Here is a 22,926-nt window from a genome sequence, read left to right as displayed (position 1 = left end):
TCACGGTTCCTGTTCAGGGTCGGTGGGGTCGAGGGCGGCGGGCTTCTTCTTCGGTGCGCCACGGCCGGGCAACTTCAGGCGCTGCTCGCGCGCCAGGTCATCGGCCGCCGTCTGGTCGACCACCTCGGCATCGTCGCCGCGCGCCGCGATCTCCATACTGCGGGCGGTGAGACCGCCTTCGATCTCCGACAGCACGGCCTCCACATCCTGTTTCGGGTTCAGGTATTCCCAGCGCTCCGGCACAAACATCACGCGGTAGAGTTCCGCGTCGGAGACGGACTTGGGCACCTTGATTGCCCCGCTGCCCACGGCTACGGCGATCCAGCGTTTGACGATCGGTCGAACGAACTGCTGGGCGAGCAGGTGGAATTGCCACTGCCGGGCGCGGCGCTTGAAGGTCGCGAAGGCCGCGCGATAGGTGCGGTCGTTGGCACCCTTCCAGTCGCCGGACAGCTCCTCATAGACCAGATCGGCCGCAGCGGTGACCGATTGGAACGAGGTTCGCATGAACACCTCGTCCTGGCCGGCGGTCTCCTGCCAGTTCGTGAACTGAACTTCTTCGCCGATGTCCAGATACTGCATGGTGCCCGGCTCCAGCGCCACCGCCGGCATATCGCCCAGCTTCTCGCTGATTTCGCCCCATGCCTGCGCCAGCTCCTCGCCGGTGGCGCCGGCTGCGCTCTTGCGGACGAAGCCCACCAGCATCGCCAGGATTTGCTTGCGGGTGATCGAGGCATCCTGCCACAGCCCGACCTGCCGCAGCGTCGTCATCGCCGCCGCGAGCCACGGCAGGCCACGAAGTTGTCCGATCCGGGCGACGTTGAACATGTGCACAGCGTCGCCAGCCGGTACCCGCACGAGGTCGGTAGGGTTCGGCGCCGAAGCCATCAGCGGCACCGCGTCGCCGGGATGGACGCGGTGCATCCAGTAGGCGACCCGCTGGCCGAGCGGGTTCCGCTCGATGCCCTGGACGACGCTGTTCTGGCCGTTGGGCTGGCTGTAGGAGATCGGCACCTGCTCGGTCGGGATCAGCTGCAACTGGAGTGGCACCGGCAGGCCGTCGGACATGCGACGCGAGCGGAAGCGGCCGAACACGTCGCCGGCTTCGCCCATCTCGTTGACCGCCAGAGCCTGCATGCCGTAGGCGCACAGCACACCGTCGGCATCGGCAACCGCCGTCCAGGCGTCCCAGGCCTCATGCAGGGCCTCGCGAAGGGCCGGGTTCTTGGTCAGCCACCGCGGCTTCATTCCCGTGCCGACGATGTGCGTGCCGAACAGCGACAGCGCCTTGCGGGCCTGGGGGTTGTTCCGCGCCAGATCGCGGGAGCGCTCCACCAGTCGCTGCTGGTCGGCCTGGACGATGCTGTTCGGACCGAGCGCCAGGGGCCGCCATCCGGCCATCCGTCGGGAGGTGGAGGCGGCATGGTGGGCCGGCGTCGGCCCGGCTGGGGCGTCAGCGTTGTTCCTCGGCACCGCGGAAGTAGGCAGGTAATCGCCGCCCTTCACCCTCACGCGGATTTCGGCCGTCCGCATGGTCAATACCCCGTCCGCGGGCCGAACCGGAACGCCCGGTAGACCGGGCCGGAGGCGCTCCGGGCAGCCTCACCGGCCATTTCCCGGCGCATCGACCGCAGTTCGGACAGGTTGGCCTGCCCATAGGTGGTCTCGGTCCCGTCGGCGTAACGGACGGTGACGACGCGCTCGCCGGCCACCAGGGCGCGGATCGCATCGTCCACCGCCGCAACGTCATTCTGTGTCCAGGTCATGGGGCACCTCTCGACCGCATCCAGTTGGACCGCCCAACCTTACGGGTTGGGGGCTTCTTCGCTTCCGGCGCGGCGGCCGGCTGTTCAGGCTCGGGGGCGGCCTGCTGCGCCTGCTTGTGGGTGGCGATCCGCTGCCCCTCCGGGGTGTCGGCGCGGATGACTGGCATATCGGCGACGGCGCCCACCCTCAGGGCCTCGCGGTCCAGGTCCAGGCGGTGCTGCATGACCAGCCCCCACAAGGCGGCGTAGGCGTAGACGCGGCAGTCGAGCGCCTCGTGGGCGATGCCGCGCTTCGGCTCCCACACGCGATAGCGCCGGCCGCCCCGCTTCTTCGTCACCAGCCGCTCGCCGGTGAGCTGCTCGAAATAGCCGGCGTCACGCTCGGCCGGAAAATGCATGTAGCCGGGGCCCGGCACCTCGATCTGAAGGCGGGACGAGATGGTGTCCTTCGCCGCGTTGGTGCCGATGATCACCGGCTTGTAGGCGCTGCTGCTGCGCCTGTTCGCCTTGCTGGTCGGCCACACCGGCTGCCGCTGGCCGCTGGTCTCCGACGCACCCTTGATCGCCCAGACCTTCCGCAGCCGGCGCGGCTTGCAGAACGCATAGACCTCCTGGGTCCGATTGCCGTCGCCGGAGTCGACGCATACGGCGGCGGCCACGAAGGGGCGGCCATCGGCCCGGAACATCGGCCGTTGCAGCACCTCGTCCAGATGCTCCCACACCGCCGGCAGCGCCGTGTCGCCCTCCAGCACCAGATAGCCCAGCGACCACGACTCTTCCCGCCGGCCCCAGCCGACGATCTCCAGCTCGATGCGGTCGCCCTGGATATCGACGCCGATGGTGATGACCACCACGCCGTCCGGAACGTCGCCCGCCCACACCTCCCGGCGCTCCATGAGGTGCGACGGCTTGATGTCCCGACCGACCCGCGGCCGGTAGGGCAACGCGAGCTGGGTGTTCCAGAAGGTCTGGAGGGCTTCGTCGTCCCCCTGGGCGTCGATCCACTTCCTGGCGATGGCGCTGGGCTTGTCCTTGCCCCATGCGCTGTAGAGCTTGGAGGCCTGGAACCCCGCATGCTCGTTCGGCACGGCCAAGCCCCCGCAGCACGGGCATTTGGCGCGGTAGATGGCGAACAGGTCCGACTCCTGCCACTCCCAGACCGCGGCGACGGGGTCGGGCGCCTCCGGATCGGCCTTACGCCGGGTGACTGCCCGCGCATAATCGTCCAGCGGGGAGAACGGTCGGTCGCAGCAGGTGAAGGGCCGCGTCTGGTGCCACCGGATCGTCTCCAGCGCCTCCAACCGCTCGCCCTCGGACCAACCGGCACCGCACTCTTCGCAGTAGATGCGGGCCGTGGCCGTCTGATGCTCCACCACCTCGCCGCGGTCGTTCCGGACCTTCTCCCACTGGACGTGCTTGAAGAAAAGTAACCCGTTATAATTCAGTTGCTTACGGAGATTTGTTGCGCTCTTGCTCCGCTCAGCAGTGACGCGGCGCGGTCAACAGCGTGCCGAGCGGCGTCGTCTTCGGGGAACAGGTGTCCATACGTGTCCATCGTCAAGGAGATGGATGCATGCCCGACGATGCGCTTGATGTGGAGCGGTGGCAGACCTTGTTCGATCAACAAGCTGACGGCGGCATGGCGAAGGGCATGGAAATGGTACTTCGCCCCACCGTCCTCACTAACAAGCCCGGCCGCGATGCAGAGGGGCCGCCAATACCAATAGTACATGTCATCGGGCTTCAAGGGCGTCCCGCGGTTTGTCTTCATAACCAGACCAGTCGCACCCTCGCCAAGCTCCACTTGCAGTTGGAGAAGCGCGGCCCGAACTGGCGCGGCCATGGGAATATCCCGAACACCAGCCCGACTCTTCGGAGCCTTCAAACCATCAATCACCGAATAACTGTGACGCACAAGAATAACATTCTTATCAAAGTCAATGTTTTCCCATGTCAATCCGCATATCTCGCCACGCCGCATTCCAGCAAACAGCCCCAGCATCACCATCACTATCCGGCGATAGTGCGCCATGTGATGTTCATTCGCACGCCGCACTGACAAGTATTCAAGGATACTGCGCAATTCTTCTTTGGTCGGGATTTCGATCCTTTCCGGTGTCGCGCCGGGAACGCGAGGCGGTTGATCCGCCATCGGGTTGCGCTTTAACCAGCCGCGCGAAACAGCGAAGGTGAGGACGTTGCGAAGAACCAAAACAATTCGCGTGACTGTCCGGCGGGCGTATTTCAACCCCTTCTCGTTCACGAAATCTTGTATCTCCAAGGAATTAATTTGATTTATCCTTCTCGCGCCGAAACTATGAACGATATGTTTCTCGGCGATGATCTTGTAGCCATAGAGCGTTCCACCGGCCATGCGATCACCTACTTTCCGTCGCCTATCGCAGTCTCTAAGATATTCATCAACCGTATCCTTCATTGTCAGCGTGCATCTGTCAGGAGTGTGAATGCCATCATTGATTTCACGTTCGATCTTGAAGCGGTATGCGTCCGCTTCTTTCTTTTTCTCGAATGTTTTCATGCGGCGTTTGCCCGATTGATCCACATAGCGAACCACCCACGCCTCTTTTTCTTCTTGGTTGTGTTTCCATTTGCGCTTGGACACAGAAGCCATGATCGACACTCCAGGGGGAAAGGGTGCGGCGCCGGGTGCCCAGCGCCGCGAAGGTGGGTTTCAGAAGCCGCCGCTTACTTGGGTGCGGTCGGCGGTAAGGAAGGCATTCCGGCGACGATGCCGGCCGATTGAAGGCCACGCCGCGCCGGCTCGGCCAGCGCATCGGCGATCATCGACACCACGGAGGCGCGGGCGCCGTAGAGCGGCCAGCAGTCCGGGTTGCAGGCTTCCTCCGTCACCTCGTGCAGCAGGGCAGCCAGCGCCAGGGCATCGTCCATGCTGGTGAGGGGGCCGGCGGCAGCCAGGGCCAGCCGGAACCGCTCCGCGAGGATGGCGAGATCCGCCTCCAGACGGTCGTCGTTGGCGTGTTCGGTCCAGGCCTCTAAGGAGGCTCCCCAGCGGCCGGCATTGAACACCTTGACGGCTCCGCCGATTGTGGCGGGCGCCTCGGTCTCTGGACCGGCCGGGGAAGGCTCACATGGCTCCGCGGCCATTGCCACCCTTGCCGCTTCCTCTGCGGCAGCCTTGGCCTTGGCGAGCGTCGGTTCATCGCCCCGGATGATGAACTCGTTCCCCAGCAGCCGGCAGAGCGACCACAGGAACGGGGCCTCGGGCGTGTCCGGTTCGTCCTGCAGGATCACGTCCAAGAAGAAGGGACCGACGATGGTGCAGTCCATGACGGTGTACCGGGAGGCGAGGGACCGCGCTCCGGGCTGTTCCCGCCAGAGGATGGGCGCCCCGGCGTCGAGCCACCCCCGCAAGTTTCTTTGGGGGGTAAATCCCTTTAGGGGGTAAGGAGGTTGAGGGGGTAACGTCGTTGAGGGGGTGCCCGGAGGGAGCGGAACAGCACCCCCCTTCTCGACCAGCTCCGCCATGAAGTCGCGCAACAGATCGACGGCTGCGAGCGTTTGCTCTCCGGGGATCGCACAGGACAGGCCGGTTTCCTCGCAGGCCAGTCGGTTCAACATCGCCAGCGCATCGGCCAGGGTCCGGGGCGGGGTGGTCAGGATGGCGTCGATCAGCTCGCGTGCCACGGCGCAGTTGAATTCGGCCTCCCGTTCAGCCTCATCCCCCTTGTTCCACTTCCTGTTCGCAGCGGCGAGCAAGGCGACCACCTCGGCGTCAGCATCGGCGAAGGTCATGGCCTCGACAGAGGGAAGGCGGGTCGATTGCATCAGGTGGTTCATTGGGCACCCCCGGCCTTCTTGGCATTCTGGATCATCGCCCACAGCGTCCGGCCGATGCAGTCCCCCTCCAGCTTGGCGGCCAGCGCCTCCGACACGTCCTCATCGTGGACGGCGGAGTTCCAGGCGTCTTTCGTGTCCATGTGGCAGGCGAAGACGTAGCGGAGTTGAACCTCCACGCCCTCCATGGTCCGGGCCTTGATCCTCTCGATGCGGTCGGCCAGCGTGTCCATGATTGTCTCGTAGGGCTTGCCATCCTCATCCGACGCGACTTCGAAGGCGGTCGCGGCGGCGGTGTAGCTGTCCCACGCGAACAGCAGCTCGGAGTCCGGGTGGGGCCGGCTGAGCATGACCGGCTCGGTTGGCGGGCTGGCGGGCTGGCGGGCGAAGCTATAGTCACGCATAGGCCACCTCCCGGATTTCGGCGTTACGACGGGCCGGCATGGGGGCGGGAGCGGCGTCTTCCCGCTCGGCAAGGCCGGCCTCCCACAGCCGGCCAAACTCCACCAGCGAGCCGCATTCGGTCTTGTCCATGATCCGCTCGCGGTGAACCTCGACCGTCTTCTGTGCGATCCCCAGCTTGAAGGCGATCACCTTGGATGCGTCGCCGCAGCAGACCAGCCGGGCCACGTCGAGTTCACGCGGGGACAGGGCGGCAAGGCGGCGGGTGGCGTTCTGGACGCGGGTGTTCGGGTCAAGCATGGGGCACCTCCAGCTTGATGCCCTCAAGGGTGTCGATGGCTTCACGAGCCTTCGCCATGTGCTCCTTCAAGGCGTAGAGCAGATAGCCGAGATGCTCGGTCAGGTCCTCGTGCGGGCCGATGGCGGTAGCCAGCCGGGCCTCGTAAAGCAGGAACATGAGGTTCACTGCGCAATCTCCGGAGCGGATCGCGTCGGAGAGGTGCAGGAGCGGCCCGTAAGTCTCAGGCACAGCCGCCTCGAGCAGCATCTTCTTGGGGGCGGGCTTCTTACCCATGGTTCACCCCCCGGCGGGCGATCTGGCGTTGACGGTAGCTCGGCAGACGGCCGAAGGCGGACACAGCGTCCAAGGCCTCGGCCAGCGCAACGGACGGCGCCGGGGCGCGGTCGAGCACACGGGGGGATTTCGGGAGGGGAGACTTGCAACGGCGAACGGCTCTTGCGTTCGGCGATTGCGTTGCTAAAATCAGGGCGTGAGAAGGCATTTGCCGACAGCTCCCTTAAGCTGGGCGGTGAATTCAAGGGCCGATTGGGTGTTCCCGCACCTAATCGGCCCATCTCGTTTGCGGGAAGCGAGTCCCGCGACTCAGTGGTTAGCGTCCGGTCTGGATCGTCATGGGCAATTCTCCCCTTTGGATAGTTGTTGTGATTTCATCCCAACGGATTGGGATGACGTAACATTAGACGCACATGCACCTTGCTGGCAATGGGCCCCATACACCACTGTCCCAAAGGATCTGGACAATGCTGGGCGTTTCGACGGTGACAGGGACACAACTCCGCATGGCCCGAGCTGGCCTGGAATTAACCGTTCGTCAGGTTGCGGAAATCGCAGGCGTCAATCTGAACACTGTGCATCGGATTGAGCGAGGTCACTCCGCCATGCACGACACCATTTTGAAAATTCAATCCGCGCTTGAGGCGCAAGGCGTTGAATTTATTGCTGATGGTGTGCGCATCCCCCCACGTCAGCCCTAGCAGCCGAGGGGCGAAGGGGTACAAACATGGCGAGGCAAGTCCCTGGCCTATTGCGCCGTACGGGATACGGGGTATGTTCGGTGTTGGTCTTCATGGCTTTCCAAGGGCTCGTGTGGATCGGTCACAGTTTGAGAAATCGGGCTGTTGACAGGACGCCCGGCTGTTAGCGCAGCCGGGCGTTCGTCGTTTCAAGTCGTCCGTCAAGCGATCAGGCGTTCAACTGCACCCCAGCAACCGGTCGCGCCAGGACGAAGCAGGTTGCAGCGGATCGCGCGTGCCCGGTATCGCTCCGGTAGTCGGCGGAAAGTTCGATACCGCTCGCCGCGAACGCCTCGCGCGTAGCCATCCAGGCCACGTCGAATTCCGGCGTTCCATAGACGCCCGGCACATGACACAGTTCGACGCCTTCGCCAAACGGGTACAGATCGCGACCGCCCAACAAATGATGAAGCTCCCGATCCGCATCTTCCGTCATGGCGACCGTCTTTCCGCCTGCAATGGCTCGCAGAATGATGCCGAGGTCGGTGGGCTCGTTCATTTTTCCAAGTAAGATTTCCAAGGAACTACTCCATCAGCGTTGTTGCCCCGGAGGGCGTGAGATTGCCGAAATTTTCGTGACAAGTCGGGCAATGCCGACCAAGTCATCTACGGCAAACTTTGAGCGTCTGAGGCTTTCTCGGACGCGGTGAATTTGGTTATACACGGTCTTTTCTGCGCCATTTCGCTGATTGGCGATCTGAGACACAGATCGCCCCAAGCCAATGCCGACCATCGTTTCTGCTTCTGCCGGCGAAATCCCGAACGCCTGCCTAATTGAATTACAAAGGGAGGCGGCGTCTTCTCCGAACCGAGATATAGCCACAACGGCGGTGCCTGGAATGCTGCCCGCGCTGACGGCGGCAAGTACTGGGGCCGTGCGCGAGCGAAGCGGGAGGATCATTGAGTCCACCGCCCCAACGGCTGCATTCTCAATTACTTGTCGCAAGACCATGTCGTCGTATGGATCCGCGGCATAAATGCATCCGATCTCATCGATCCGGACGTGATCTCCTACATCCAACAGATCGGAAAAACTTGAGTTCTTATAAATGACTTGCGCTGATTTTCCCACAAGGGCCAGTGATATGCTGAGGCTGTTAAGAACAGATTGATATTTTTCACGATCATTAATTATATTCAGTGCAAGAGAGACGCCAAATCCGGCCCCATCATGGCCTATAATGCTATCAATTCCGGATTTTGTTATATCAAGCCTTGCTTGAATGCTAATTCCATTGTCCAGAATAATCTGAGAAATTAGCATTCTTCCCCAACTGTATGTATTAATGAAATCCAGATTGGGACTGTTCTTTCTTGTCTTGATGGCAGCTTCAAGCCACCCGCTCGGATCATTGAAAGCTAATTTGTTTCCAACCATACCCGCATCAAGAACCTTCCAGAACAAGCTTGAATATGTTTCGGAAACGTAGTCCGAGCAGGGCATCAGCTTTCGCTGTCCATCACTCGCCCAAATCACCTCATCATTGCGACCATAAACCAGCACAGCGCCTCCAGCCGCGTCAGCCGCGCTCACAAGGTTTATGGCTGGTATGGTTAGGTCGCTAAGGGATTGAGTTTGCATATTAATCAATGCCTGAGGTTGATATATGATGTTAGCTTAACACGTCATTATGCTTTGTCATGGGTAAATTTCCCCTCAATCGAAGAATAGGCGTGCATAGGCATAAAGAAGAACAACCTGTCCCCTTCGGCCAATCGGAACCCGTCTTGCCCGCCTCGGTCTCGTAGATGCTGGGGCCGATTTCACCGGCAAGGATGCGCCCCGCGGCTAGCACCACCTCATGTCGCCCCTTTCCCTTCCGTCCTGAACCGCCCCATGCCCAGCGCAGACAGGCAACGATCCGACGCGGCCACATCCACCTTGTCGCCGGCCATCGTCAGATGCCCCGCCTCGCTCCATTTCCCCACGGCAGGCCGGGAGACGCCATGCCAGCGGGCATAGTCGGCTTTCGACATGATGCCGGTGCCCAAGGCGGGGGCCGGTGCAGCCGTAGCCTTCGGCTTGGTCGGGGTCTTCGTGCTCGATGCCTTCGGGGACGGCGGAACCCCTCCCCCCTCCAATGCGGCCACCCGCTGGCGCAGTTCGCCCACGGCGGCCTCCAGCGCCACCACCCGATCCTCTGAAGGCTTCGGGGATGGGGCCGGGACGGCGGCGGACAGAAGGTTCTCCAGCGCGCCCGCGAACCCGTCCTCCGCCTTCAGCCGGGCAGCCACGCGCCGCACGAGATCCGCATGATCCGGCCGGAGCCGGACATTCACCTGTTGTGTGTCGGCGGCCATAGCTTTCCTCTCGGTTGATGCAGCTAGCAGGACGCTAGCATGGCTCCTAGCATTTGGACACAGACTGCTAGGATTTGCTAGCGTCTCTGCTACATGATTGAAAATACTACTTGCATTGCAGGTCCCAGGCGAAGGGCGCGGCCCCTTGATAGAGCGCGGTCGCAGCGCCCACAGCGAAGGGTTGCCCCTCGAACGTCACCACATCCCCCAGCTTCGGCGCATCGGTGCAGCCGGCGGCGGTCAAGCGATCCTGCATGACGATGATGCGCCGGGTTCCCGTGGCGATGGCGCCCGCGAACGTGTCGTCATAGCCCGCCATCCCGGCCAACAGGGAATAGTCGCGGGCGAAGGTCAGTGTCACAGGCGCCCCGACAGCAGCAGGCGCAGCCAGCGCTGGGGCGATGCCCACTCCATCGAAGCGCCCGGATGCAGCCTTCGTGGTGGTGGTGATGGTGCAGACCATGCTCCCGATGGTCACGCGGTCGCCCGGCCGAAGCTGGCCGCTCGCCAGGGAGCCGGCAATAGCGATCGACACCGCGCCGGCCCCCGCTGCTGCCGCCAGCTCCCATTCGCTGCCCCTTGGCGGGTTCTGTGTGTCGCCGTCCCCGGCGTAGCTGCGATACCGGATCGGGGCGCCCCACAGCACGCCACAGCTCCACACCAGCCCGTGCGGGTCATCCTCGGGGTGATAGGGCGTGCCGGTGATGGTGTAGGTCATGGCGCCCACCTGGAACACGCCCCCGGTGGTGGGAGCGGGCACGTCCGATGCCCGCACGTCGAAGGTCAAGCTGGAGAGGTAGACCGTCACCGGGCCGAACTTCACCGGCTTGCCGCCCCCCTCCCGGATGATGCGGCAAGGGGTGGGCGATCCGGCCGGCGGGGTGTAGGTCGCGGCCTCCCCGAAGGCGAGGAAGGCCGGCGCAACGGCGAAGCGGTCGAAGTCGATCATGGAGCACCGGAGGGGAAGAGGAAGGGGTGCGGCCTTCCCCGGCCGGGGATCGGGCGGGCCGCACGCCCGTCACATGTGGCGGATCAGGACGCGGCGACGGTGGACACGCCGTCCAGGCGCACCTTGACCGTCCCGGCGGCGTTGCCGGCGGCCTCGATGGCGGCCCCGATGGGATAGCGGCCAGCGCCGGGCGCATCGCACCGATGGTTGGTCGCATCCCAGGACACCAAGCCCCCGGCGGCAATCACCGCCGTGCCGAGCTTGGGCAGCTCGTAGACGCCCACCGTGGCGATGGTCAGGGCCTCGCCCTCGGCTGCCGTGGTCGCAGCCACGCCGAACAGCGCGCCGACGATGACACCGCCCCCGCTGGTGACGCCGCCGGCCGGGGCGGCGACGGTGAGCGAGGCGCCGTTCTGAATGAAGGTCTTCATGGGTCAGATCCCCTTGCTGGATGAAACGCGGATGAGGGAGACGCGCGGCACGGTGCCGGCGGCGTCGATCTGGCGGTTAAGCGCGGCCAGGGCGGCGGCCATCTCAGAGTCGCTCTTGAACTCCGTCTCCTTGCCGCCGTAGACCACGCGCCGGGCGCCGCTGTAGCGGGCCGCCTGGAGAGCGTCCCGCCACGCGATGAGGTCGGCCAGCGCCGCCACGGTCAGGCGTTCCCGGCGTTCTGGTGAGCGCCCCGGAAGTCGATAACGCCATAGCCGAAGTCGAGACCGGCCCGGACCTTGACGGACTGGCTATCGAAGTCGGTTTCCGTCTTGATCTGCGGTCCCTCGGAACCTGCGACGTAGCCATAGACCACGGTCGGGCACAGGGCGGGGTCGGCCATCACATACCAGCCGTTGCCGGTGATGTTGGCGTCCACCACCAGTTCCATCAGCCCGGCCCACGGGTTCGTGTCGCCCGCCTTGGTCGGGGTGATGCTGGCCAGGACTTGCCGGCCCTCCAGCTCCTTGTCCGGCCCGACCACGAGGAAGCGCGGCGCCAGATTGAGCGGGATGCCGTCCAAGGACTTCATCTTGCGCAGCGCCGCCACCGCCGCCCCGACGCTGGCAACGGTGATGGCGGACCCGGCGGCGGCCTTGTTGGCGTGGTCGGCGTGGAACAGGGCCTTGCCGTCCGACAGGACCGGGTTGGCGGTCAGCAGCCCGTAGACGAGACGGTTCTCGTCGGCCGCCGTGCGGATGGCGATCATGCTGGAGAAGTCCGAGAGCGCCGACAGGTCGTCGTTCACCAGGGCGCGGCGGCCCAGAATGATCCCGGTGGCGAACTCGGCGGCGGACACCTGTTCACGGTTCTCCGACATGGTGCCGTAGTTCACCTCCCCCGACTCGGCCAAGTTCTTGAAGGCGGGAAAGTCACCCACCCGGAGGAACTTGTGGGGCTTGAAGTCGGTGAAGCCGCGCCGGGCCGCCCACTGGCGATAGGTCGGGTTGGCGGCGGCGTAGCGCGCCAGCAGGATCTTGTTGCCGGCGTCGGCCAGCAGCAGCGGGAAGTCGCCCGTGGTGTGCGCCCCGATAGCGCGTTCCATCAATGCGTTCTGGTCGAAGCGGTTGAAGCGCTGGCCGCGCGCCACCGCCAGTTCGCCCACCATGTCGAGCGCCCGGTGTCCCATGAACTCGCGCGCCCGGCCCTCGGGCTTGACCAGGCCGGGGCACAGCCGGGCGGCCAGCGCGTCGGACATGCTGCGGCGGACGGCGCTGGGGTCGGTGTGGTCGGTGCCGACCGTGATCGGCGCCGCGGTGGTGATGGTGACGCCGCCGCGCCGGGTCAGCTCGGCAAACGCCGCGGTGCGGGCGGCGTCCACCGTGGCGCCGCCATCAATCTGCCCGTCGATCCAGGCTTGATCCAGCCCAGCCACACGGGCCATGGAGCGGATCTCCGCGTTCACCGCCGCGCGGGTGTTGGGGTCGCCGGCCGGGGCCGGGGTGGTGATGGTAATGGTCTGCGCCGGGGTGTCGGCCGTCGCCGCCGTCGGGGTCGTGGTCATGGTGTCCTCGTGTGAACGAACGATGGCGCCCGCATCGACGGGCACCGGGGTGAAACTCAGCTCGTAGGGTTCCCAGGCGACGGCGCGGAAGACGCGCAGGCCATCGCGGCGCCCGGCCAGTTGCCACTTCGTGACGCGGTAGCCGAGCGAGACGCCGCGCACGATCCCGTCGCCAACGTCGGCCATCAGCTCATCGGCAGCCGGCTTGCGGGAGAAGCGCACGGTGGCGACGATGCGCCCGCCGGCCGCCAGCGCCGCAGCATCGACCACACCAACGGCGTTATCGGTCGTGGCGCGATGATCCTTCAGCGCCGGCCCGCCGATGAAGCGCGCGAGGTCCGCGCCGGCCGCGTCCAGTTCCTCAATCCAGGCTTCCGCCGTGCCATCCGGTGCCGGGGCCTTGCGAACGGCCGGGGCCAGCCCGGACAGGGCCACCACATCGACTGTGCGGGCCTCGCGGTTGAGCGTGGCCGGGGTGGCGCCGCCAAGGGCGCGGGTCAGGGTGTCAGTCATCGGAAGCGCTCTCTGGATCGGTGGGGGCGTTGTCGGTCGGGGATGGGAGCGCGGGTGCCGGTGCGGTGCCGATGCTCAATCCCAGGCGCTTGGCGCGGGCAGCGTCGGCGGCAATCTCCGCATCCACCTGTTCGGGGTCGTAGCCCAACCCCGTCACCACCTGCGCCCGGCTCTTGAAGCCGGCGTTGACCATCAGGATCTCGGCTTCGGCGTCCTTCTTCGGGTCCACCCACACGGGTTTCGGCGGCAGCCACTCGACTCGGTGGAACGCCGCCGGGTTGGCCTCGTAGGCGCGGAAGTCGATCAGCCCGGACAGAACCGCCGTGCGGATGAAGCGGTCCCACACCGGCCGGCAGAGCCGGTAGACGACGACGTTGTGCTGCCAGTGCTCCAGCCGCTTGCGGAACTCCACCAGCCCGGCCCGGATCGAGCTGTAGTTCACCCCGGACAGGTCGCCGGTCAGCAGCTCGTAGGGCACGCCCAAGCCGGCGGCGATGGCTTGCAGGTGGCTCTTGATGAATGCGCCGTAGTGCTCGCTCTCCTTCGGGTCGAAGAACTCCAGCGAGGTTCCGGGCTTCAGCGGAATGATCGTTCCCGGCTCCAGGCCGAAGTCCAGAACCCCGCCGGCCGTGTCGCCCGGCAGCCCGCCCGCGCTGCCGTCCGGGTCCACCAGCGCCGCGCACAGCAGGTTTGCCAGCTTGGCGCGCACCAGGGCGGCGTCCTGAAGCTGGTCAACCTCATGCACCGCCAGCAGTACCGGAGCCAGCCAGGACAGGCCGCGAAGCTGCCCCGGCTCCACCGCGTGGAACAGGTGGGCCATGTCCCGTGCCGGGATCGCCACCGGGTTCCACAGCTCCGCCAGCGGCGCCAGCGGATCGTCCGGCCGGGCCGGCAGCACATGGAAGGCGACGCGCCGGCCGGCGGCGTCGAACTCGATCCCGCCCCGGATGCGGTTGTCCACCAGCGCCGACAGGGTTTCGACCGGAACTTGCGCCGGGTGGATCGCCTGGAGCTGGAACGGCACCTCCAGCCCATCGCCGGGGCCGAAGGTGACGAAGCGGGCGAAGCTCTCCCCCGCCTCCACCATCTGGCGGACCATGAGCGCCTGCATGGCGTAGAAGTCGCCGAAGCCGTCCACGTCACATTGGTCGGTCCAACGTGCCCACAGGGCGTGCAGGAACTCGCGCGTCTGCGGATCGGGATGCTGTGAAGACGGCTTGATGCCAGCGCCGACGATGTTCGTCACCAGGGCGTTCACTGCCGCCGTGATGTGGGCATTGTTCCGGGCGAAATAGGCGGCCCGGCGCTGGATCGTTGCGGTGGTTGCCAGAATGTCGGCATTCAAATTGCGGACGGTGCGGGCGTTGCCCAGGCGCCCACCACCGGCCGCGTCGAGGGAGCGGCGCCCGGTTGTCATGGTGGAGAAAAGGCGGCGGACGGTCCCAAGCATCGGCGGTCCCCGGTGAAGTCGAGACCAGCAGAATACAGGACAGCATGCCGATGTTGAAGAAATTGATCCTAAATAGGATTATCAACCTCTTTGCAGATAGCTTGACCGGATGGGGCCGCGTGGGCGCACCGATGGCGCCGCGGTTGTCTGCGGCGACGCGGTTTGCGACGGCCCGGCCGGCGCCTCTGCCTTCAATGGAGCATCCATCAGCCGCGTCATTTCCCGCCCCAGGTCCAGGCCCATGGCATACAGCCCATGCAGCGCCGCCAGCGCATAGACGAAGCAATCCAGCGCTTCGTTGCGCGCCTTGTCGGGCAGCACCCATTCCCGCACCGGATGCCCCTTGTTGTAGCGCGTCACCACCCGTTCGGCCGTAAGCTGGGTGAACCACGGATCCGACAGCGAGGCGTCGAAGCCGATGTAGCCGGGCGCCCCCGCTTCGCCGTTGCGCAGACGCCCGTAGAGGATGCTCTTGCACTGGTCCACACCCACGGTGAAGACGTTCGCGCCGCCCTTGCCCTTGCCGGCCCGCTTCGGCCAGATCGGCACACCGGGGCCGCCGCGCCCCTTCACCGCCCAATAGCGCTCGCGGGCATGGGCGCGGCAGTAGGCGTAGACGGCGCTGGTGTGGTGCCCGCCGGAGTCGACACAGACGGCGCGCGGCACCAGATCGGGCACGGCGCGGCCATGCGGGATCGGCGTGTGCAGCAGATCGTCCAGATCGGCCCAGACCTGTTTCCCGCTGGGGTCGCCGTACAGGATGACATGGCGGAAGACGGTGGCGCGCTCCTCCGCGTGCCACGCGATGAACTGCGCCTCCAGCCGGTCGTCCTGAACGTCCACGCCCACCGTCACCAGCAACGTGTCCGCCGGCAAAACGCCGCCGTGGTCGATCCGCCGGCCGGGCAAGCCATCGTCCTTCAGGCCCTCGCCATCCTCCACCCGCCATGTTTCGGCCAGGACGGTGTTGACGAACACCCGCAGCCGGGGCGGGTCCTTGCGCGCCTTGGCATGCCAAGCGGCGATGGCGCCGTAGCGCAGCCAGGGCGAATAGAGACCGGAAATCCAGTAGCCGGCCATGGTCGAGTCTCCACCTTCAGCCGTTCCCCGCCACTCGCCGTTGCGAAGCTGTTCGGGCTTGTCGAAATCGTCATGGGGCCGCCCGCAGCTCGGGCAGACCAGCACGGCCTTTTCCGGCTGCCCCTTGGGCCATTGGATGTCCGCGAAGGAGATGACGAAGGCGTGCCCGCACTGAAGGCAGGGAACGAAATACTTCTGTTGGGAGGTCTCCAGATAGGCGCGGGTGATGCGACAGGTGCCCTCATCCAAGGGCGTGCTGGTCAACAGCGTCTTGGCCGTGAACGGGTAGGTGAATTGCCGGGCGGCCACGAGGTCGAGGACGTCGCCCTCGTTGGTCGATCCGGGGAAGGCGGACACCTCGTCCAGCAGGGCGAAGTTGATCGGGCTGGATCTCAGCGGGGCCGGGGCGTTCGCTCCGGTGATGATCAGATCCCCGCCCCCGATCAGGCGCTTATGGAATGTGGTGTTGCCGCGTTCGCGGCTGCGTTCCGGGATCAGGCGGGCTTTCACCTCGGGCACCAGGGCCAAGGCCGGATCGAGGCGGGACATGACGACGCGCTTTGCCACGTCGACCGTGGGCCACACGCACATGATTGGCTTGGGATCGTTGGCGATCCAGTAGCACACCGCCGACAGCAGCAACTCCGTCTTGCCGAGCTGGGCGCCAGCGCAGACCACAACCGTCTTGATGCCGCTGGTGGTGGACAGATCGTCCAGCGGCTTGCGGAAATAGGGCGTGGCATCGAAGGAGAACTTCCCCGGCATCGAGGTTCCGGCATCCAGCTTGCGGCGCGCTTCGGTCCATTCGGATGGCGACAGGTCCGGGGGTGGGGCCAGCCCGGCCGCGATACTCGATAGGGCGCGGGCTTCGATGTCAGCGCTCAACATGGGCGGCCTCCGACAGCTCGCGAAGATGGGCGGTCACGAACTTGCGCAGCACAGCCGTCAGCGTACCGCCGTCCACCTTGAGTTCCGCCGCCATGTTGGGAACCACGCGCTGCGCCCACGCCATCCAGGCATCCCGGTTGCGCCGGCCATGCTCGAACAGGACGCGGTTGATCTCAGCCCAGGGCGCCACATCGCCGCGGGCGAGTTCCAGCGCCAGCCGGGCGCGCTCCACCTTGAGCCATTCGTGTTCGGTGCGGGCGGCGATCAGGTTGCCGTCGTCCTCTCCCTCCGAGTCGTTGTCCCCCTCCACGGGGACGGGCACCGGGGGGACCAGGGCGGGGCGGGCCTTGGCCTTGGATTGGGCGACGCGCTGGGTGGGGTCGAGTTCGCGGCTCATCCACTCCAGCGCCGCGCCCACATCCACCTTGCCGTCAGGCGTGACGGGCAATCCCTTGGCGGCATATTGGGTGACGCGCGCTCGGCTCAGTCCGACGCGACGGGCGAAGGCAGCTTTCGTTTCAATGACGGGGTCGGCCATGAGGCACCTCAGGGGCGTTAAGAGGGGTGCGGCTTAGGGTTGTGCCCGTTAAGCCTTAACAGCGGTGACACGCTAGGAACGTGATGGGGCCGTCAGCCCCGACTGCCCTTGTCCGGCCGGGAAGGACCCATCCGACCCCACCCACCCCCGGCCCTGCGGCGGGCCTGCAAGCCCGCCAGGACGCCGTCCAGTTCGCTGTCACGGGCCGGAGGCTCTCCGATGGCCTTCAATGCTGCGTCGATGTGGGAGCGCCGCACAGGCCGGCTGTCGAAGATCGCGGGCGCGAGCGCTTGCTCGATCAGCTCAAGACGTGACAATGGGGCGCCGGTTGGGCTGCTGCCGGCCGAAGTCGGGGCGCAGCAAGGGGTTCGGGCTTTGCAGTCCGTCATGGGGATGTCTCCAGATTTTCAGGGATGGAACGAAATGGGAGCGCGGATGCGGCGCCCCGGATCAGGGCATGCGCTTGATGCGCCCCCGGTTCGGACCCAGCGCGCCGTCCAGATATCGCGAAACTTCGGCGGCCTCTTCCTCGGTCGGCGGGCGCCACTCGTCAGCCGGCCGGGTGCGCCCGTCAGCCTTGGCGATCAGGACGCAGCGGCGCTCTTCCTCCTGGATGGTCGCAACCCTCTCGTCAAAGAAGGCGCACAGCTCGGCCAGCGCCGGGAAGAACTTGAAGCGGTGGCAGCCCGCCTCCCGTAACGCATCGTCGCTGTAGACGAAGGCGGGATATCGCAGCATGGCCGCATAGGCGCGGGCCTGCGCCTCGATCTCCGACAGGGGCTTACTGCCGGCGGTCAGGGCGGCCAGCTTCACCAGCCACGCGAGCGGCACCCAATCCGCAGGCTGCGCTGCCAACGCGGCAGACAGGGCGCTGGCCCGGCTATTCGCCTCCCGGCGGATCGTCGGGGGCAGGTGTTGCGGACAGGTCCAAGTCCCAGGCAGGACGGTATAACCCTGGTCCGTCGTCCGCCCCACGTTGGGCGTCTCCAAGACCTTCGCCAAGGCGGGCGAGCAGTTGCTCAACTGCGGCAGCGCCGCGGGGTTCTTGTGCAGGGGAGCGGGTGTGTTGGCCATCGTGAAAACCTCCTTCCGTCAGCTCGGGCGGGTTGGTCCATGCTTCGGCGTTTAACCAGGTCGTGGGGTGCTTGGTGAACTTCGGGTCGCGGCCGGTGCGGTGGCAGTCGTCGGCATAGGCACGGGCCGCCATCAGCAGCACGGCAGGCGACGTCTTCCGCAGGGCGGCGCGATACGCCTTGCGGGCCTGCCCCGGATCGCGCTTGCGGGGATAGGCGGCGTACCAGTCCGCGAAGCCCTCGGGTTCGTCGTCGGGCGCGGTGTGGGTCCGCTTCGGTACGGCGGGCGCGGGAGAGTCTGTTTTCTCTCTTGGTGGATCTAATGGTGGGTTGGGTGCGGCTGCCGCACCGGTGGGGTGCGGCTCCTGCACCGGTGCGCTTTCTGCGCCGGTGTGGCTCCCGCACCGGTGCGCGTCCTGCGCCGGTGCGGTTCCTGCACCGGTTCGGCGCCCTGTCCGACGTTCGTCGTGAGGCTCGGCCATCTGCCCAAGCACGGTGACGTCGATCCGATATTCACGCGGACGGCGCCGGGAGAAATCGGCCTCACGGACCATCACCAACAGGCCGTCCGCCTCCAGGCGACGCAACGCCTCCTGAACGGTTCTTTCGCCAAGGTCGCAATCCCGCGCGACCGTGGGCACTGCCGGAAAGACGTTCGCGCCGTTATCGTCGGCGAAGTCACACAGCCTCACGAGAACGGCCTTGGCGGCCGCGTTCTTGAGGCGCACGCGCCATGCCGCCGCCATCAGGAAAATGCTCATTCATCGCCTTCCCCCTGGTCAGCCCGGCCGGCGGTCGGCTCCCATTCGGCATGCAGCCCGCCAAACATCTTGTAGGCCGCTCGCGCCGCCTCCATCAGCTGGTGCCGCATGGCGTTGTCCGTGATGAACACCGCGCGCCGCTGCGCCTCGGGGCCGGGGATCGTCGGCGGGTTCGCCACCAGCCCGCGCCTTCCGGTGCGGACCAGCGTGCAGCCCAGCAACGCCAGCCCGCCCATGGTGCAGTCGAAATAGGCCAGGATGCTCGAACCACGGTCCCCGACTTCACGGGGGCGGTGCAGGACGCGGATGCCCGTTATCTTCACCTCAGTCATTGGAGACGCCCTCCCTGCCAGCGTTGGCGACCGCGGCGAGCCAGCTATTCAGCTTCGACCGCAGGGCGCAGACGGTGCGCCCGTCCTCCATGGTGAAGGTCGGCAGCCGGCCGGACTCATGCAGGTACTTCGCATGGCGCCGGTCCACCCCCAGGTGGGCGGCAATGGCTTTCAGGCCGTAGCAGAGATCTCCCGCCGCGCTCTGTGGCGAGTTCGCCTTGTCCGTCATCTTGTTAGCTCCGTTTTCATGTCGCATCGTTGTCGCGTGGCCGTGCCTCGCGTCTTCCTAACCCATTGATTTTCTTCGGCCGTATCTGCCATGTCGGCTTCGGGACCGAGCAAGAAAAAAGCCCCCAAAATGGGGGCTATGGTACTGATAAGATTTGAATTTTCCTGGCTTTCAGCCTTCTCCCACTGGACGTGCTTGAAGAAATCCAGGAACTGGCGATGCCCGCAGCAAGGGCACGCAACCGTCGCCCGGCGCTGGTCCGACTTGGCGTAGCTGGCCGCGATGCGGCTCTCATCCTCCACCGAAGGGGAGCACACCCGAAGGGACAGGCTGTTCGTTTCGAATTTCGCCTGCCGCTCCTCGGCAAGGGCGATGCTGTCGCCTTCCTTGGTCGCCTCGTACTTGTCGATCTCGTCCGCCAGCACCACCCGGATCGGGCGAGATGCGAGGTTGGTCGGGGAGCCTGCGCCGACGATGGCGAGGAACCCGCCGGGGAAGCTCTTGAAGCCGATGGTCTCGTCCGAACTTCGCGTCTTCCGCGTTCCCACCAGCCGGCGCAGCACCGGGGTGGCGGCGATCATCGGCGTGATGCGCTCCTTCGAGAAGGCGTCGGCCGCGTCGTCCTTCGGCTGCACCAGCAGCATGGGGCACGGGTCCAGGTGGGCGAAGTAGCCGAACACCGACAGGAGCAGCGACGACTTCAGGATCTGCGTCGCGCACATCGCAGTGATCGTCCGAACGCCCGGCTCGGTCACCGCCAGCATCGGGCCGCGCGCCACCTCCTGCTTGGCCGTCTTCCACTTGCCGCCACCTTCCGTCTGGCTGTGCCGACGGAACCGGTCCGACCACTCGGGAACCGAGATCCGCGGCGGCGGGGCGAGACCGCGGCGCCACGCCAGCCGCAGAGCGTCGGCCTTACTCGCTTGGCTTGGCGAACTCGGGGTCCGGTTCGCCGATGTCGGTGAGGAGCGTGTGGACATAGCGCGTCAGTGCCCCCGTCACCTTGTCGGCCGGCTGCCCCAGCTCGGCGGCCAGCCGGGGTCCGATGTCGGTCGGCCAAGTCATGAGGGCCTCGCGGAAGCTGCGCGCCTGCTCGAACAGCACGTCCTTCGCCACCTCCATCTCAACGAGGCGGTCGGCAGTCTTCAGGAACTCCAGCACGCGCACGCCAGCCAGGGCGTTCTCCTTGACCTGACCGGCCACGGCGATGCTGGCGAACTGGCCGTTGAGCAAGCGTTGGAGGAAGTCTTCGGCCGCGCTGTAATCCATCGGCGCGCTGCCGACGGGCGGGTGTGTGTAAACCGGCTCGGCGGGTGGTGGCTGTAAACCCGGCTGTAAACCGTCGTCGCCGGTTAACACCGGCGCATCGGCACCGGCAGCCTTCCCGAACCGGCCGAGACCAGCGTCGCGCATCTTCGCATCGCTGGCCCGCACATCGACCTTATCGCCTTGAAACACAAGGTAACCCTGGGTCTTCCATTTCCCCACGGCGGGGCGCGAAACCCCGTGCCGACGGGCGAAATCGGCCTGGGTTTCGTACGTTTCCTCCTCCGGGGAGGTGTAAACCGGATTTTGACCCCCATGGCTGGGGTTAGGCTGCGGTCGTCTACCCCAGACCCCGGTACTCCCCCCTCCAGGGGCCCCCGGCTTGCCGTCTGCCGTGCCGTCTGTGGCCCCGCCTGTGCGTCCTGTGGCTTTGCCCGCAATCCCCCTACCCGAGCCGCGAGCGCCGCTGCTGCCCGGCTTAGCGGCCCGCGGTGCCGGCTTCTTCGCCACAGCTCAAGTCCCCCTCGTTTCGCTCCGTCCGGGGAGGCTGACGGCCCCATCTGCGGACCTGGATTTCGATGCGGTCGCGTGCCACGTCGACGCCAGCGGTCAGAACGATGTCAGCGGCGGGCGCCCTCACCAGGGCCGTGAAGCCGTCCATGGCGCCCACAGCGATGCGCCCGTCAGGCAGGTCCTGCATCAGGGGGCGGACGAACCGGGAGGCGTCGGCGTAGCCCTCGGCGACAGCCTGCCGCTCCACGGCGTCGGCCAAGTCGGCGATGCTCTGGGACAGCGGCTTGCGATCCATGGTCAGCCCACCCGCTCCACCACGCCGACCGGCAGGCGGGCGATGATGACGGAGTTCTGTTCCACGATCCGCTCGACCTGCTCGGCGAGAGCATTGGTGGCCTTCGCCTGCTCGGTCAACGAGGCGATGACGAGCTGAAAGGTCTCCATCCCCGGCCCCTGTGCCGGGCGACGCGTCCAAATCCAGGCGATGGCGATGCAGGCAATGCCGACGACGGCGGCGACCTGGGCAGCCGGGGACAGGACGGAGATACGGGTCAGCGTTTCCCCGACATCGGGGATCGGTAGGTTTTCCATGTTCGGCGATCCCCAAATGACAAAACCCGCCGCGGAAGACCGGGCGGGTTGAATACGACATCGCGTCAGGGTGGCTTGCCCCACTGCGTCGGGACTATCAAAAAATACACGATGTCGTATCCGCGTCAACCCGAAAGTGTTAACTGCGCTCCTTCAGGCGTTTCTTGGCTACCTCGTACAGGTCCGGCATAGTCTCGCCCGTGGCAACCCATGGCTTCCCGTCGAGCGTGATGGAGCGCCACACACGCCGCAGCTCCTCCTGCCGGTCCTTCCCGTCCAGGTCTTCTGTCACCGTCATGGGCACCGGTATCCCGTCGCGCAGGACGTTCGTGCGAGTGACCGCCGCGGGCAGCCCGTAGGCATCCCCGACCGCATCCAGCCCGATCCGGAGGGCAACCTTGCCCCGCCGCACCACGGACTGCGCTTTGCTGCCAACGGCATCGGTGAGCGCCTGATCCTGGAGAACCACGCGCTCGACAAGCACCCATGGTGAAACCCCCTCGTACCACGCCATGGACTGGCACACCTCGCGAGCGAGGTTGAGGCGGCGGCTCGCTGCGATGGCGAAGTCCTCCCAATCGCGGGTGCCGCCACCATCGCACGCGACGTCGTCTTTCGCCTCCCTCGCCCCGGCGATGATCTTGGCATCTTGGGCCAGCCGGTCGCCGGCCTCCCACTGCCGCGTGGTCAGCAGGTCGCGCTGTCGGATCGTGCCGAGGGCCGTGAGGGCGCGGGAGCGCGTCCGGCCACCGGCCATGGTCTCCTCGTCCACCAGACCGCCATGGGCCTCGCGATGGTGGCGGGGCGTCTTGCTGGCCGAAGCGAGCGCCGCCTCGGCCTGGGCCATCTGGCTGGCGGACGTGGCGGCGCGCTTCCGGCTGAGCAGCACCTCCGTCACCAGCTCGGTCACGTCCTCCATCCCGCCGCCGTCCGCCTGCCGGAAGTGGCGGCGGGCAAGCACACGCCCCCGTTGCTCCACCTCGGCGGTGAAGACATCCGGAAGGTCCGCCCGCCTGTGGGCTGGAACGGTCAACGTGAGCACGACGGGCAAGGTGGCGGGGCCATCGTCGGCGGCAGGCGCGGCGGGTTTCGAAGCGGGTTTCATGGGAGCACCTTGGTCATCTGGGCTGTTGGCGGGGCGGGGCCACCGG

28 protein-coding genes are annotated in these 22,926 nt (G+C 66.1%); 1 reads left to right on the top strand and 27 read right to left on the bottom strand.

All coding sequences use genetic code 11. The features are described from left to right. The 8 genes from ABNQ39_RS11425 to ABNQ39_RS11390 form a co-directional block, all read right to left on the bottom strand. Window positions 1–1,533 (bottom strand): phage portal protein, encoded by a 1,533-nt coding sequence (locus ABNQ39_RS11425; RefSeq protein WP_376957730.1) that lies wholly within the window; start codon window positions 1,531–1,533, stop codon window positions 1–3. Between the two features lie 2 nt (window positions 1,534–1,535). Beyond that, window positions 1,536–1,766 (bottom strand): gpW family head-tail joining protein, encoded by a 231-nt coding sequence (gene gpW / locus ABNQ39_RS11420; RefSeq protein ID WP_376957729.1) that lies wholly within the window; start codon window positions 1,764–1,766, stop codon window positions 1,536–1,538. After that, window positions 1,763–3,139: a terminase gpA endonuclease subunit gene (locus tag ABNQ39_RS11415; protein WP_376957728.1), complete on the bottom strand. Its 1,377-nt coding sequence runs from the start codon at window positions 3,137–3,139 to the stop codon at window positions 1,763–1,765. The genes gpW and ABNQ39_RS11415 overlap by 4 nt, the downstream gene beginning before the upstream one ends. 68 nt (window positions 3,140–3,207) lie before the next feature. Further along, window positions 3,208–4,398, bottom strand: coding sequence for a tyrosine-type recombinase/integrase (locus ABNQ39_RS11410; protein WP_376957727.1), 1,191 nt, complete (start codon window positions 4,396–4,398; stop codon window positions 3,208–3,210). Between the two features lie 74 nt (window positions 4,399–4,472). Continuing rightward, complete coding sequence (locus tag ABNQ39_RS11405; protein ID WP_376957726.1) at window positions 4,473–5,585, bottom strand: hypothetical protein; 1,113 nt, start codon at window positions 5,583–5,585, stop codon at window positions 4,473–4,475. Continuing rightward, window positions 5,582–5,986, bottom strand: a complete 405-nt coding sequence (locus tag ABNQ39_RS11400) for a hypothetical protein (RefSeq protein WP_376957725.1) — start codon at window positions 5,984–5,986, stop codon at window positions 5,582–5,584. The genes ABNQ39_RS11405 and ABNQ39_RS11400 overlap by 4 nt, the downstream gene beginning before the upstream one ends. Further along, window positions 5,979–6,284 (bottom strand): LuxR C-terminal-related transcriptional regulator, encoded by a 306-nt coding sequence (locus ABNQ39_RS11395; protein ID WP_376957724.1) that lies wholly within the window; start codon window positions 6,282–6,284, stop codon window positions 5,979–5,981. The genes ABNQ39_RS11400 and ABNQ39_RS11395 overlap by 8 nt, the downstream gene beginning before the upstream one ends. Continuing rightward, the gene (locus ABNQ39_RS11390; RefSeq protein WP_376957723.1) at window positions 6,277–6,450 is read right to left on the bottom strand and encodes a hypothetical protein; all 174 of its coding nucleotides are present in this window, start codon (window positions 6,448–6,450) and stop codon (window positions 6,277–6,279) included. Before ABNQ39_RS11390 ends, ABNQ39_RS11395 begins: the two co-directional genes overlap by 8 nt. 575 nt (window positions 6,451–7,025) lie before the next feature. Here ABNQ39_RS11390 and ABNQ39_RS11385 point away from each other — a divergent pair. After that, complete coding sequence (locus ABNQ39_RS11385; protein WP_376957722.1) at window positions 7,026–7,259, top strand: helix-turn-helix domain-containing protein; 234 nt, start codon at window positions 7,026–7,028, stop codon at window positions 7,257–7,259. Window positions 7,260–7,467: 208 nt separating this feature from the next. Here the strand turns inward: ABNQ39_RS11385 and ABNQ39_RS11380 are convergent, their stop codons facing one another. From ABNQ39_RS11380 to ABNQ39_RS11290, 19 genes are all read right to left on the bottom strand, one after another. Beyond that, window positions 7,468–7,797 carry a hypothetical protein gene (locus ABNQ39_RS11380; protein WP_376957721.1) on the bottom strand — a complete coding sequence of 110 codons (330 nt, stop codon included), beginning with the start codon at window positions 7,795–7,797 and terminating at the stop codon, window positions 7,468–7,470. 33 nt (window positions 7,798–7,830) lie between these two features. Continuing rightward, window positions 7,831–8,802 carry a helix-turn-helix transcriptional regulator gene (locus ABNQ39_RS11375; protein WP_376957720.1) on the bottom strand — a complete coding sequence of 324 codons (972 nt, stop codon included), beginning with the start codon at window positions 8,800–8,802 and terminating at the stop codon, window positions 7,831–7,833. Window positions 8,803–9,098: 296 nt separating this feature from the next. After that, window positions 9,099–9,599 (bottom strand): hypothetical protein, encoded by a 501-nt coding sequence (locus tag ABNQ39_RS11370; RefSeq protein WP_376957719.1) that lies wholly within the window; start codon window positions 9,597–9,599, stop codon window positions 9,099–9,101. A 106-nt stretch (window positions 9,600–9,705) separates the two neighbouring features. Continuing rightward, complete coding sequence (locus tag ABNQ39_RS11365) at window positions 9,706–10,548, bottom strand: head-tail joining protein (RefSeq protein ID WP_376957718.1); 843 nt, start codon at window positions 10,546–10,548, stop codon at window positions 9,706–9,708. Window positions 10,549–10,631: 83 nt separating this feature from the next. Beyond that, window positions 10,632–10,979 carry a capsid cement protein gene (locus tag ABNQ39_RS11360; protein ID WP_376957717.1) on the bottom strand — a complete coding sequence of 116 codons (348 nt, stop codon included), beginning with the start codon at window positions 10,977–10,979 and terminating at the stop codon, window positions 10,632–10,634. 3 nt (window positions 10,980–10,982) lie between these two features. Beyond that, a complete protein-coding gene (locus ABNQ39_RS11355) occupies window positions 10,983–11,198 on the bottom strand; it encodes a phage head-tail joining protein (RefSeq protein ID WP_376957716.1) in 216 nt (71 codons plus the stop codon). 2 nt (window positions 11,199–11,200) lie between these two features. Continuing rightward, on the bottom strand, window positions 11,201–13,054 hold the full coding sequence (locus ABNQ39_RS11350; protein ID WP_376957715.1) for a prohead protease/major capsid protein fusion protein: 1,854 nt from the start codon (window positions 13,052–13,054) through the stop codon (window positions 11,201–11,203). Next, entirely contained in the window at window positions 13,047–14,504 is a 1,458-nt protein-coding gene (locus ABNQ39_RS11345) for a phage portal protein (protein WP_376957714.1), read from the bottom strand. Before ABNQ39_RS11345 ends, ABNQ39_RS11350 begins: the two co-directional genes overlap by 8 nt. Window positions 14,505–14,585: 81 nt before the next feature. Then, window positions 14,586–16,472 carry a phage terminase large subunit family protein gene (locus ABNQ39_RS11340; protein WP_376957713.1) on the bottom strand — a complete coding sequence of 629 codons (1,887 nt, stop codon included), beginning with the start codon at window positions 16,470–16,472 and terminating at the stop codon, window positions 14,586–14,588. Beyond that, window positions 16,459–17,010: a hypothetical protein gene (locus ABNQ39_RS11335; RefSeq protein WP_376957712.1), complete on the bottom strand. Its 552-nt coding sequence runs from the start codon at window positions 17,008–17,010 to the stop codon at window positions 16,459–16,461. The genes ABNQ39_RS11340 and ABNQ39_RS11335 overlap by 14 nt, the downstream gene beginning before the upstream one ends. A gap of 450 nt (window positions 17,011–17,460) precedes the next feature. After that, on the bottom strand, window positions 17,461–17,841 hold the full coding sequence (locus tag ABNQ39_RS11330; protein WP_376957711.1) for a hypothetical protein: 381 nt from the start codon (window positions 17,839–17,841) through the stop codon (window positions 17,461–17,463). Window positions 17,842–17,890: 49 nt separating this feature from the next. Then, window positions 17,891–18,844, bottom strand: coding sequence for a helix-turn-helix domain-containing protein (locus ABNQ39_RS11325; protein ID WP_376957710.1), 954 nt, complete (start codon window positions 18,842–18,844; stop codon window positions 17,891–17,893). Next, window positions 18,841–19,176, bottom strand: coding sequence for a hypothetical protein (locus tag ABNQ39_RS11320; protein ID WP_376957709.1), 336 nt, complete (start codon window positions 19,174–19,176; stop codon window positions 18,841–18,843). Before ABNQ39_RS11320 ends, ABNQ39_RS11325 begins: the two co-directional genes overlap by 4 nt. Beyond that, window positions 19,169–19,405: a hypothetical protein gene (locus ABNQ39_RS11315; protein WP_376957708.1), complete on the bottom strand. Its 237-nt coding sequence runs from the start codon at window positions 19,403–19,405 to the stop codon at window positions 19,169–19,171. Before ABNQ39_RS11315 ends, ABNQ39_RS11320 begins: the two co-directional genes overlap by 8 nt. Then, window positions 19,402–20,385: a phage terminase large subunit family protein gene (locus ABNQ39_RS11310; RefSeq protein ID WP_376957707.1), complete on the bottom strand. Its 984-nt coding sequence runs from the start codon at window positions 20,383–20,385 to the stop codon at window positions 19,402–19,404. Before ABNQ39_RS11310 ends, ABNQ39_RS11315 begins: the two co-directional genes overlap by 4 nt. Next, complete coding sequence (locus ABNQ39_RS11305; protein ID WP_376957706.1) at window positions 20,321–20,818, bottom strand: hypothetical protein; 498 nt, start codon at window positions 20,816–20,818, stop codon at window positions 20,321–20,323. The genes ABNQ39_RS11310 and ABNQ39_RS11305 overlap by 65 nt, the downstream gene beginning before the upstream one ends. 331 nt (window positions 20,819–21,149) lie before the next feature. Beyond that, window positions 21,150–21,479 (bottom strand): terminase gpA endonuclease subunit, encoded by a 330-nt coding sequence (locus tag ABNQ39_RS11300; RefSeq protein WP_376957705.1) that lies wholly within the window; start codon window positions 21,477–21,479, stop codon window positions 21,150–21,152. Between the two features lie 2 nt (window positions 21,480–21,481). Then, complete coding sequence (locus tag ABNQ39_RS11295) at window positions 21,482–21,775, bottom strand: hypothetical protein (RefSeq protein WP_376957704.1); 294 nt, start codon at window positions 21,773–21,775, stop codon at window positions 21,482–21,484. Between the two features lie 139 nt (window positions 21,776–21,914). Beyond that, a complete protein-coding gene (locus ABNQ39_RS11290) occupies window positions 21,915–22,880 on the bottom strand; it encodes a hypothetical protein (protein ID WP_376957703.1) in 966 nt (321 codons plus the stop codon). Window positions 22,881–22,926 lie beyond the last annotated feature (46 nt).

The sequence above is a fragment of the Azospirillum sp. A26 genome (assembly GCF_042604635.1).
Lineage (GTDB): Bacteria > Pseudomonadota > Alphaproteobacteria > Azospirillales > Azospirillaceae > Azospirillum > Azospirillum palustre.
This window is presented reverse-complemented; position numbering and strand designations above follow the sequence as displayed.

Excerpts from the sequence above, each read along its gene's own strand:
- ABNQ39_RS11425 (WP_376957730.1), bottom strand. The coding sequence starts at position 1,533 with ATGCGGACGGCCGAAATCCGCGTGAGGGTGAAGGGCGGCGATTACCTG.
- gpW (WP_376957729.1), bottom strand. The coding sequence starts at position 1,766 with ATGACCTGGACACAGAATGACGTTGCGGCGGTGGACGATGCGATCCGC.
- ABNQ39_RS11410 (WP_376957727.1), bottom strand. The coding sequence starts at position 4,398 with ATGGCTTCTGTGTCCAAGCGCAAATGGAAACACAACCAAGAAGAAAAA.
- ABNQ39_RS11405 (WP_376957726.1), bottom strand. The coding sequence starts at position 5,585 with ATGAACCACCTGATGCAATCGACCCGCCTTCCCTCTGTCGAGGCCATG.
- ABNQ39_RS11400 (WP_376957725.1), bottom strand. The coding sequence starts at position 5,986 with ATGCGTGACTATAGCTTCGCCCGCCAGCCCGCCAGCCCGCCAACCGAG.
- ABNQ39_RS11395 (WP_376957724.1), bottom strand. The coding sequence starts at position 6,284 with ATGCTTGACCCGAACACCCGCGTCCAGAACGCCACCCGCCGCCTTGCC.
- ABNQ39_RS11385 (WP_376957722.1), top strand. The coding sequence starts at position 7,026 with ATGCTGGGCGTTTCGACGGTGACAGGGACACAACTCCGCATGGCCCGA.
- ABNQ39_RS11380 (WP_376957721.1), bottom strand. The coding sequence starts at position 7,797 with ATGAACGAGCCCACCGACCTCGGCATCATTCTGCGAGCCATTGCAGGC.
- ABNQ39_RS11370 (WP_376957719.1), bottom strand. The coding sequence starts at position 9,599 with ATGGCCGCCGACACACAACAGGTGAATGTCCGGCTCCGGCCGGATCAT.
- ABNQ39_RS11365 (WP_376957718.1), bottom strand. The coding sequence starts at position 10,548 with ATGATCGACTTCGACCGCTTCGCCGTTGCGCCGGCCTTCCTCGCCTTC.
- ABNQ39_RS11360 (WP_376957717.1), bottom strand. The coding sequence starts at position 10,979 with ATGAAGACCTTCATTCAGAACGGCGCCTCGCTCACCGTCGCCGCCCCG.
- ABNQ39_RS11350 (WP_376957715.1), bottom strand. The coding sequence starts at position 13,054 with ATGACTGACACCCTGACCCGCGCCCTTGGCGGCGCCACCCCGGCCACG.
- ABNQ39_RS11345 (WP_376957714.1), bottom strand. The coding sequence starts at position 14,504 with ATGCTTGGGACCGTCCGCCGCCTTTTCTCCACCATGACAACCGGGCGC.
- ABNQ39_RS11340 (WP_376957713.1), bottom strand. The coding sequence starts at position 16,472 with ATGTTGAGCGCTGACATCGAAGCCCGCGCCCTATCGAGTATCGCGGCC.
- ABNQ39_RS11335 (WP_376957712.1), bottom strand. The coding sequence starts at position 17,010 with ATGGCCGACCCCGTCATTGAAACGAAAGCTGCCTTCGCCCGTCGCGTC.
- ABNQ39_RS11325 (WP_376957710.1), bottom strand. The coding sequence starts at position 18,844 with ATGAGCATTTTCCTGATGGCGGCGGCATGGCGCGTGCGCCTCAAGAAC.
- ABNQ39_RS11320 (WP_376957709.1), bottom strand. The coding sequence starts at position 19,176 with ATGACTGAGGTGAAGATAACGGGCATCCGCGTCCTGCACCGCCCCCGT.
- ABNQ39_RS11315 (WP_376957708.1), bottom strand. The coding sequence starts at position 19,405 with ATGACGGACAAGGCGAACTCGCCACAGAGCGCGGCGGGAGATCTCTGC.
- ABNQ39_RS11310 (WP_376957707.1), bottom strand. The coding sequence starts at position 20,385 with ATGTCCACACGCTCCTCACCGACATCGGCGAACCGGACCCCGAGTTCG.
- ABNQ39_RS11305 (WP_376957706.1), bottom strand. The coding sequence starts at position 20,818 with ATGCGCGACGCTGGTCTCGGCCGGTTCGGGAAGGCTGCCGGTGCCGAT.
- ABNQ39_RS11300 (WP_376957705.1), bottom strand. The coding sequence starts at position 21,479 with ATGGATCGCAAGCCGCTGTCCCAGAGCATCGCCGACTTGGCCGACGCC.
- ABNQ39_RS11295 (WP_376957704.1), bottom strand. The coding sequence starts at position 21,775 with ATGGAAAACCTACCGATCCCCGATGTCGGGGAAACGCTGACCCGTATC.
- ABNQ39_RS11290 (WP_376957703.1), bottom strand. The coding sequence starts at position 22,880 with ATGAAACCCGCTTCGAAACCCGCCGCGCCTGCCGCCGACGATGGCCCC.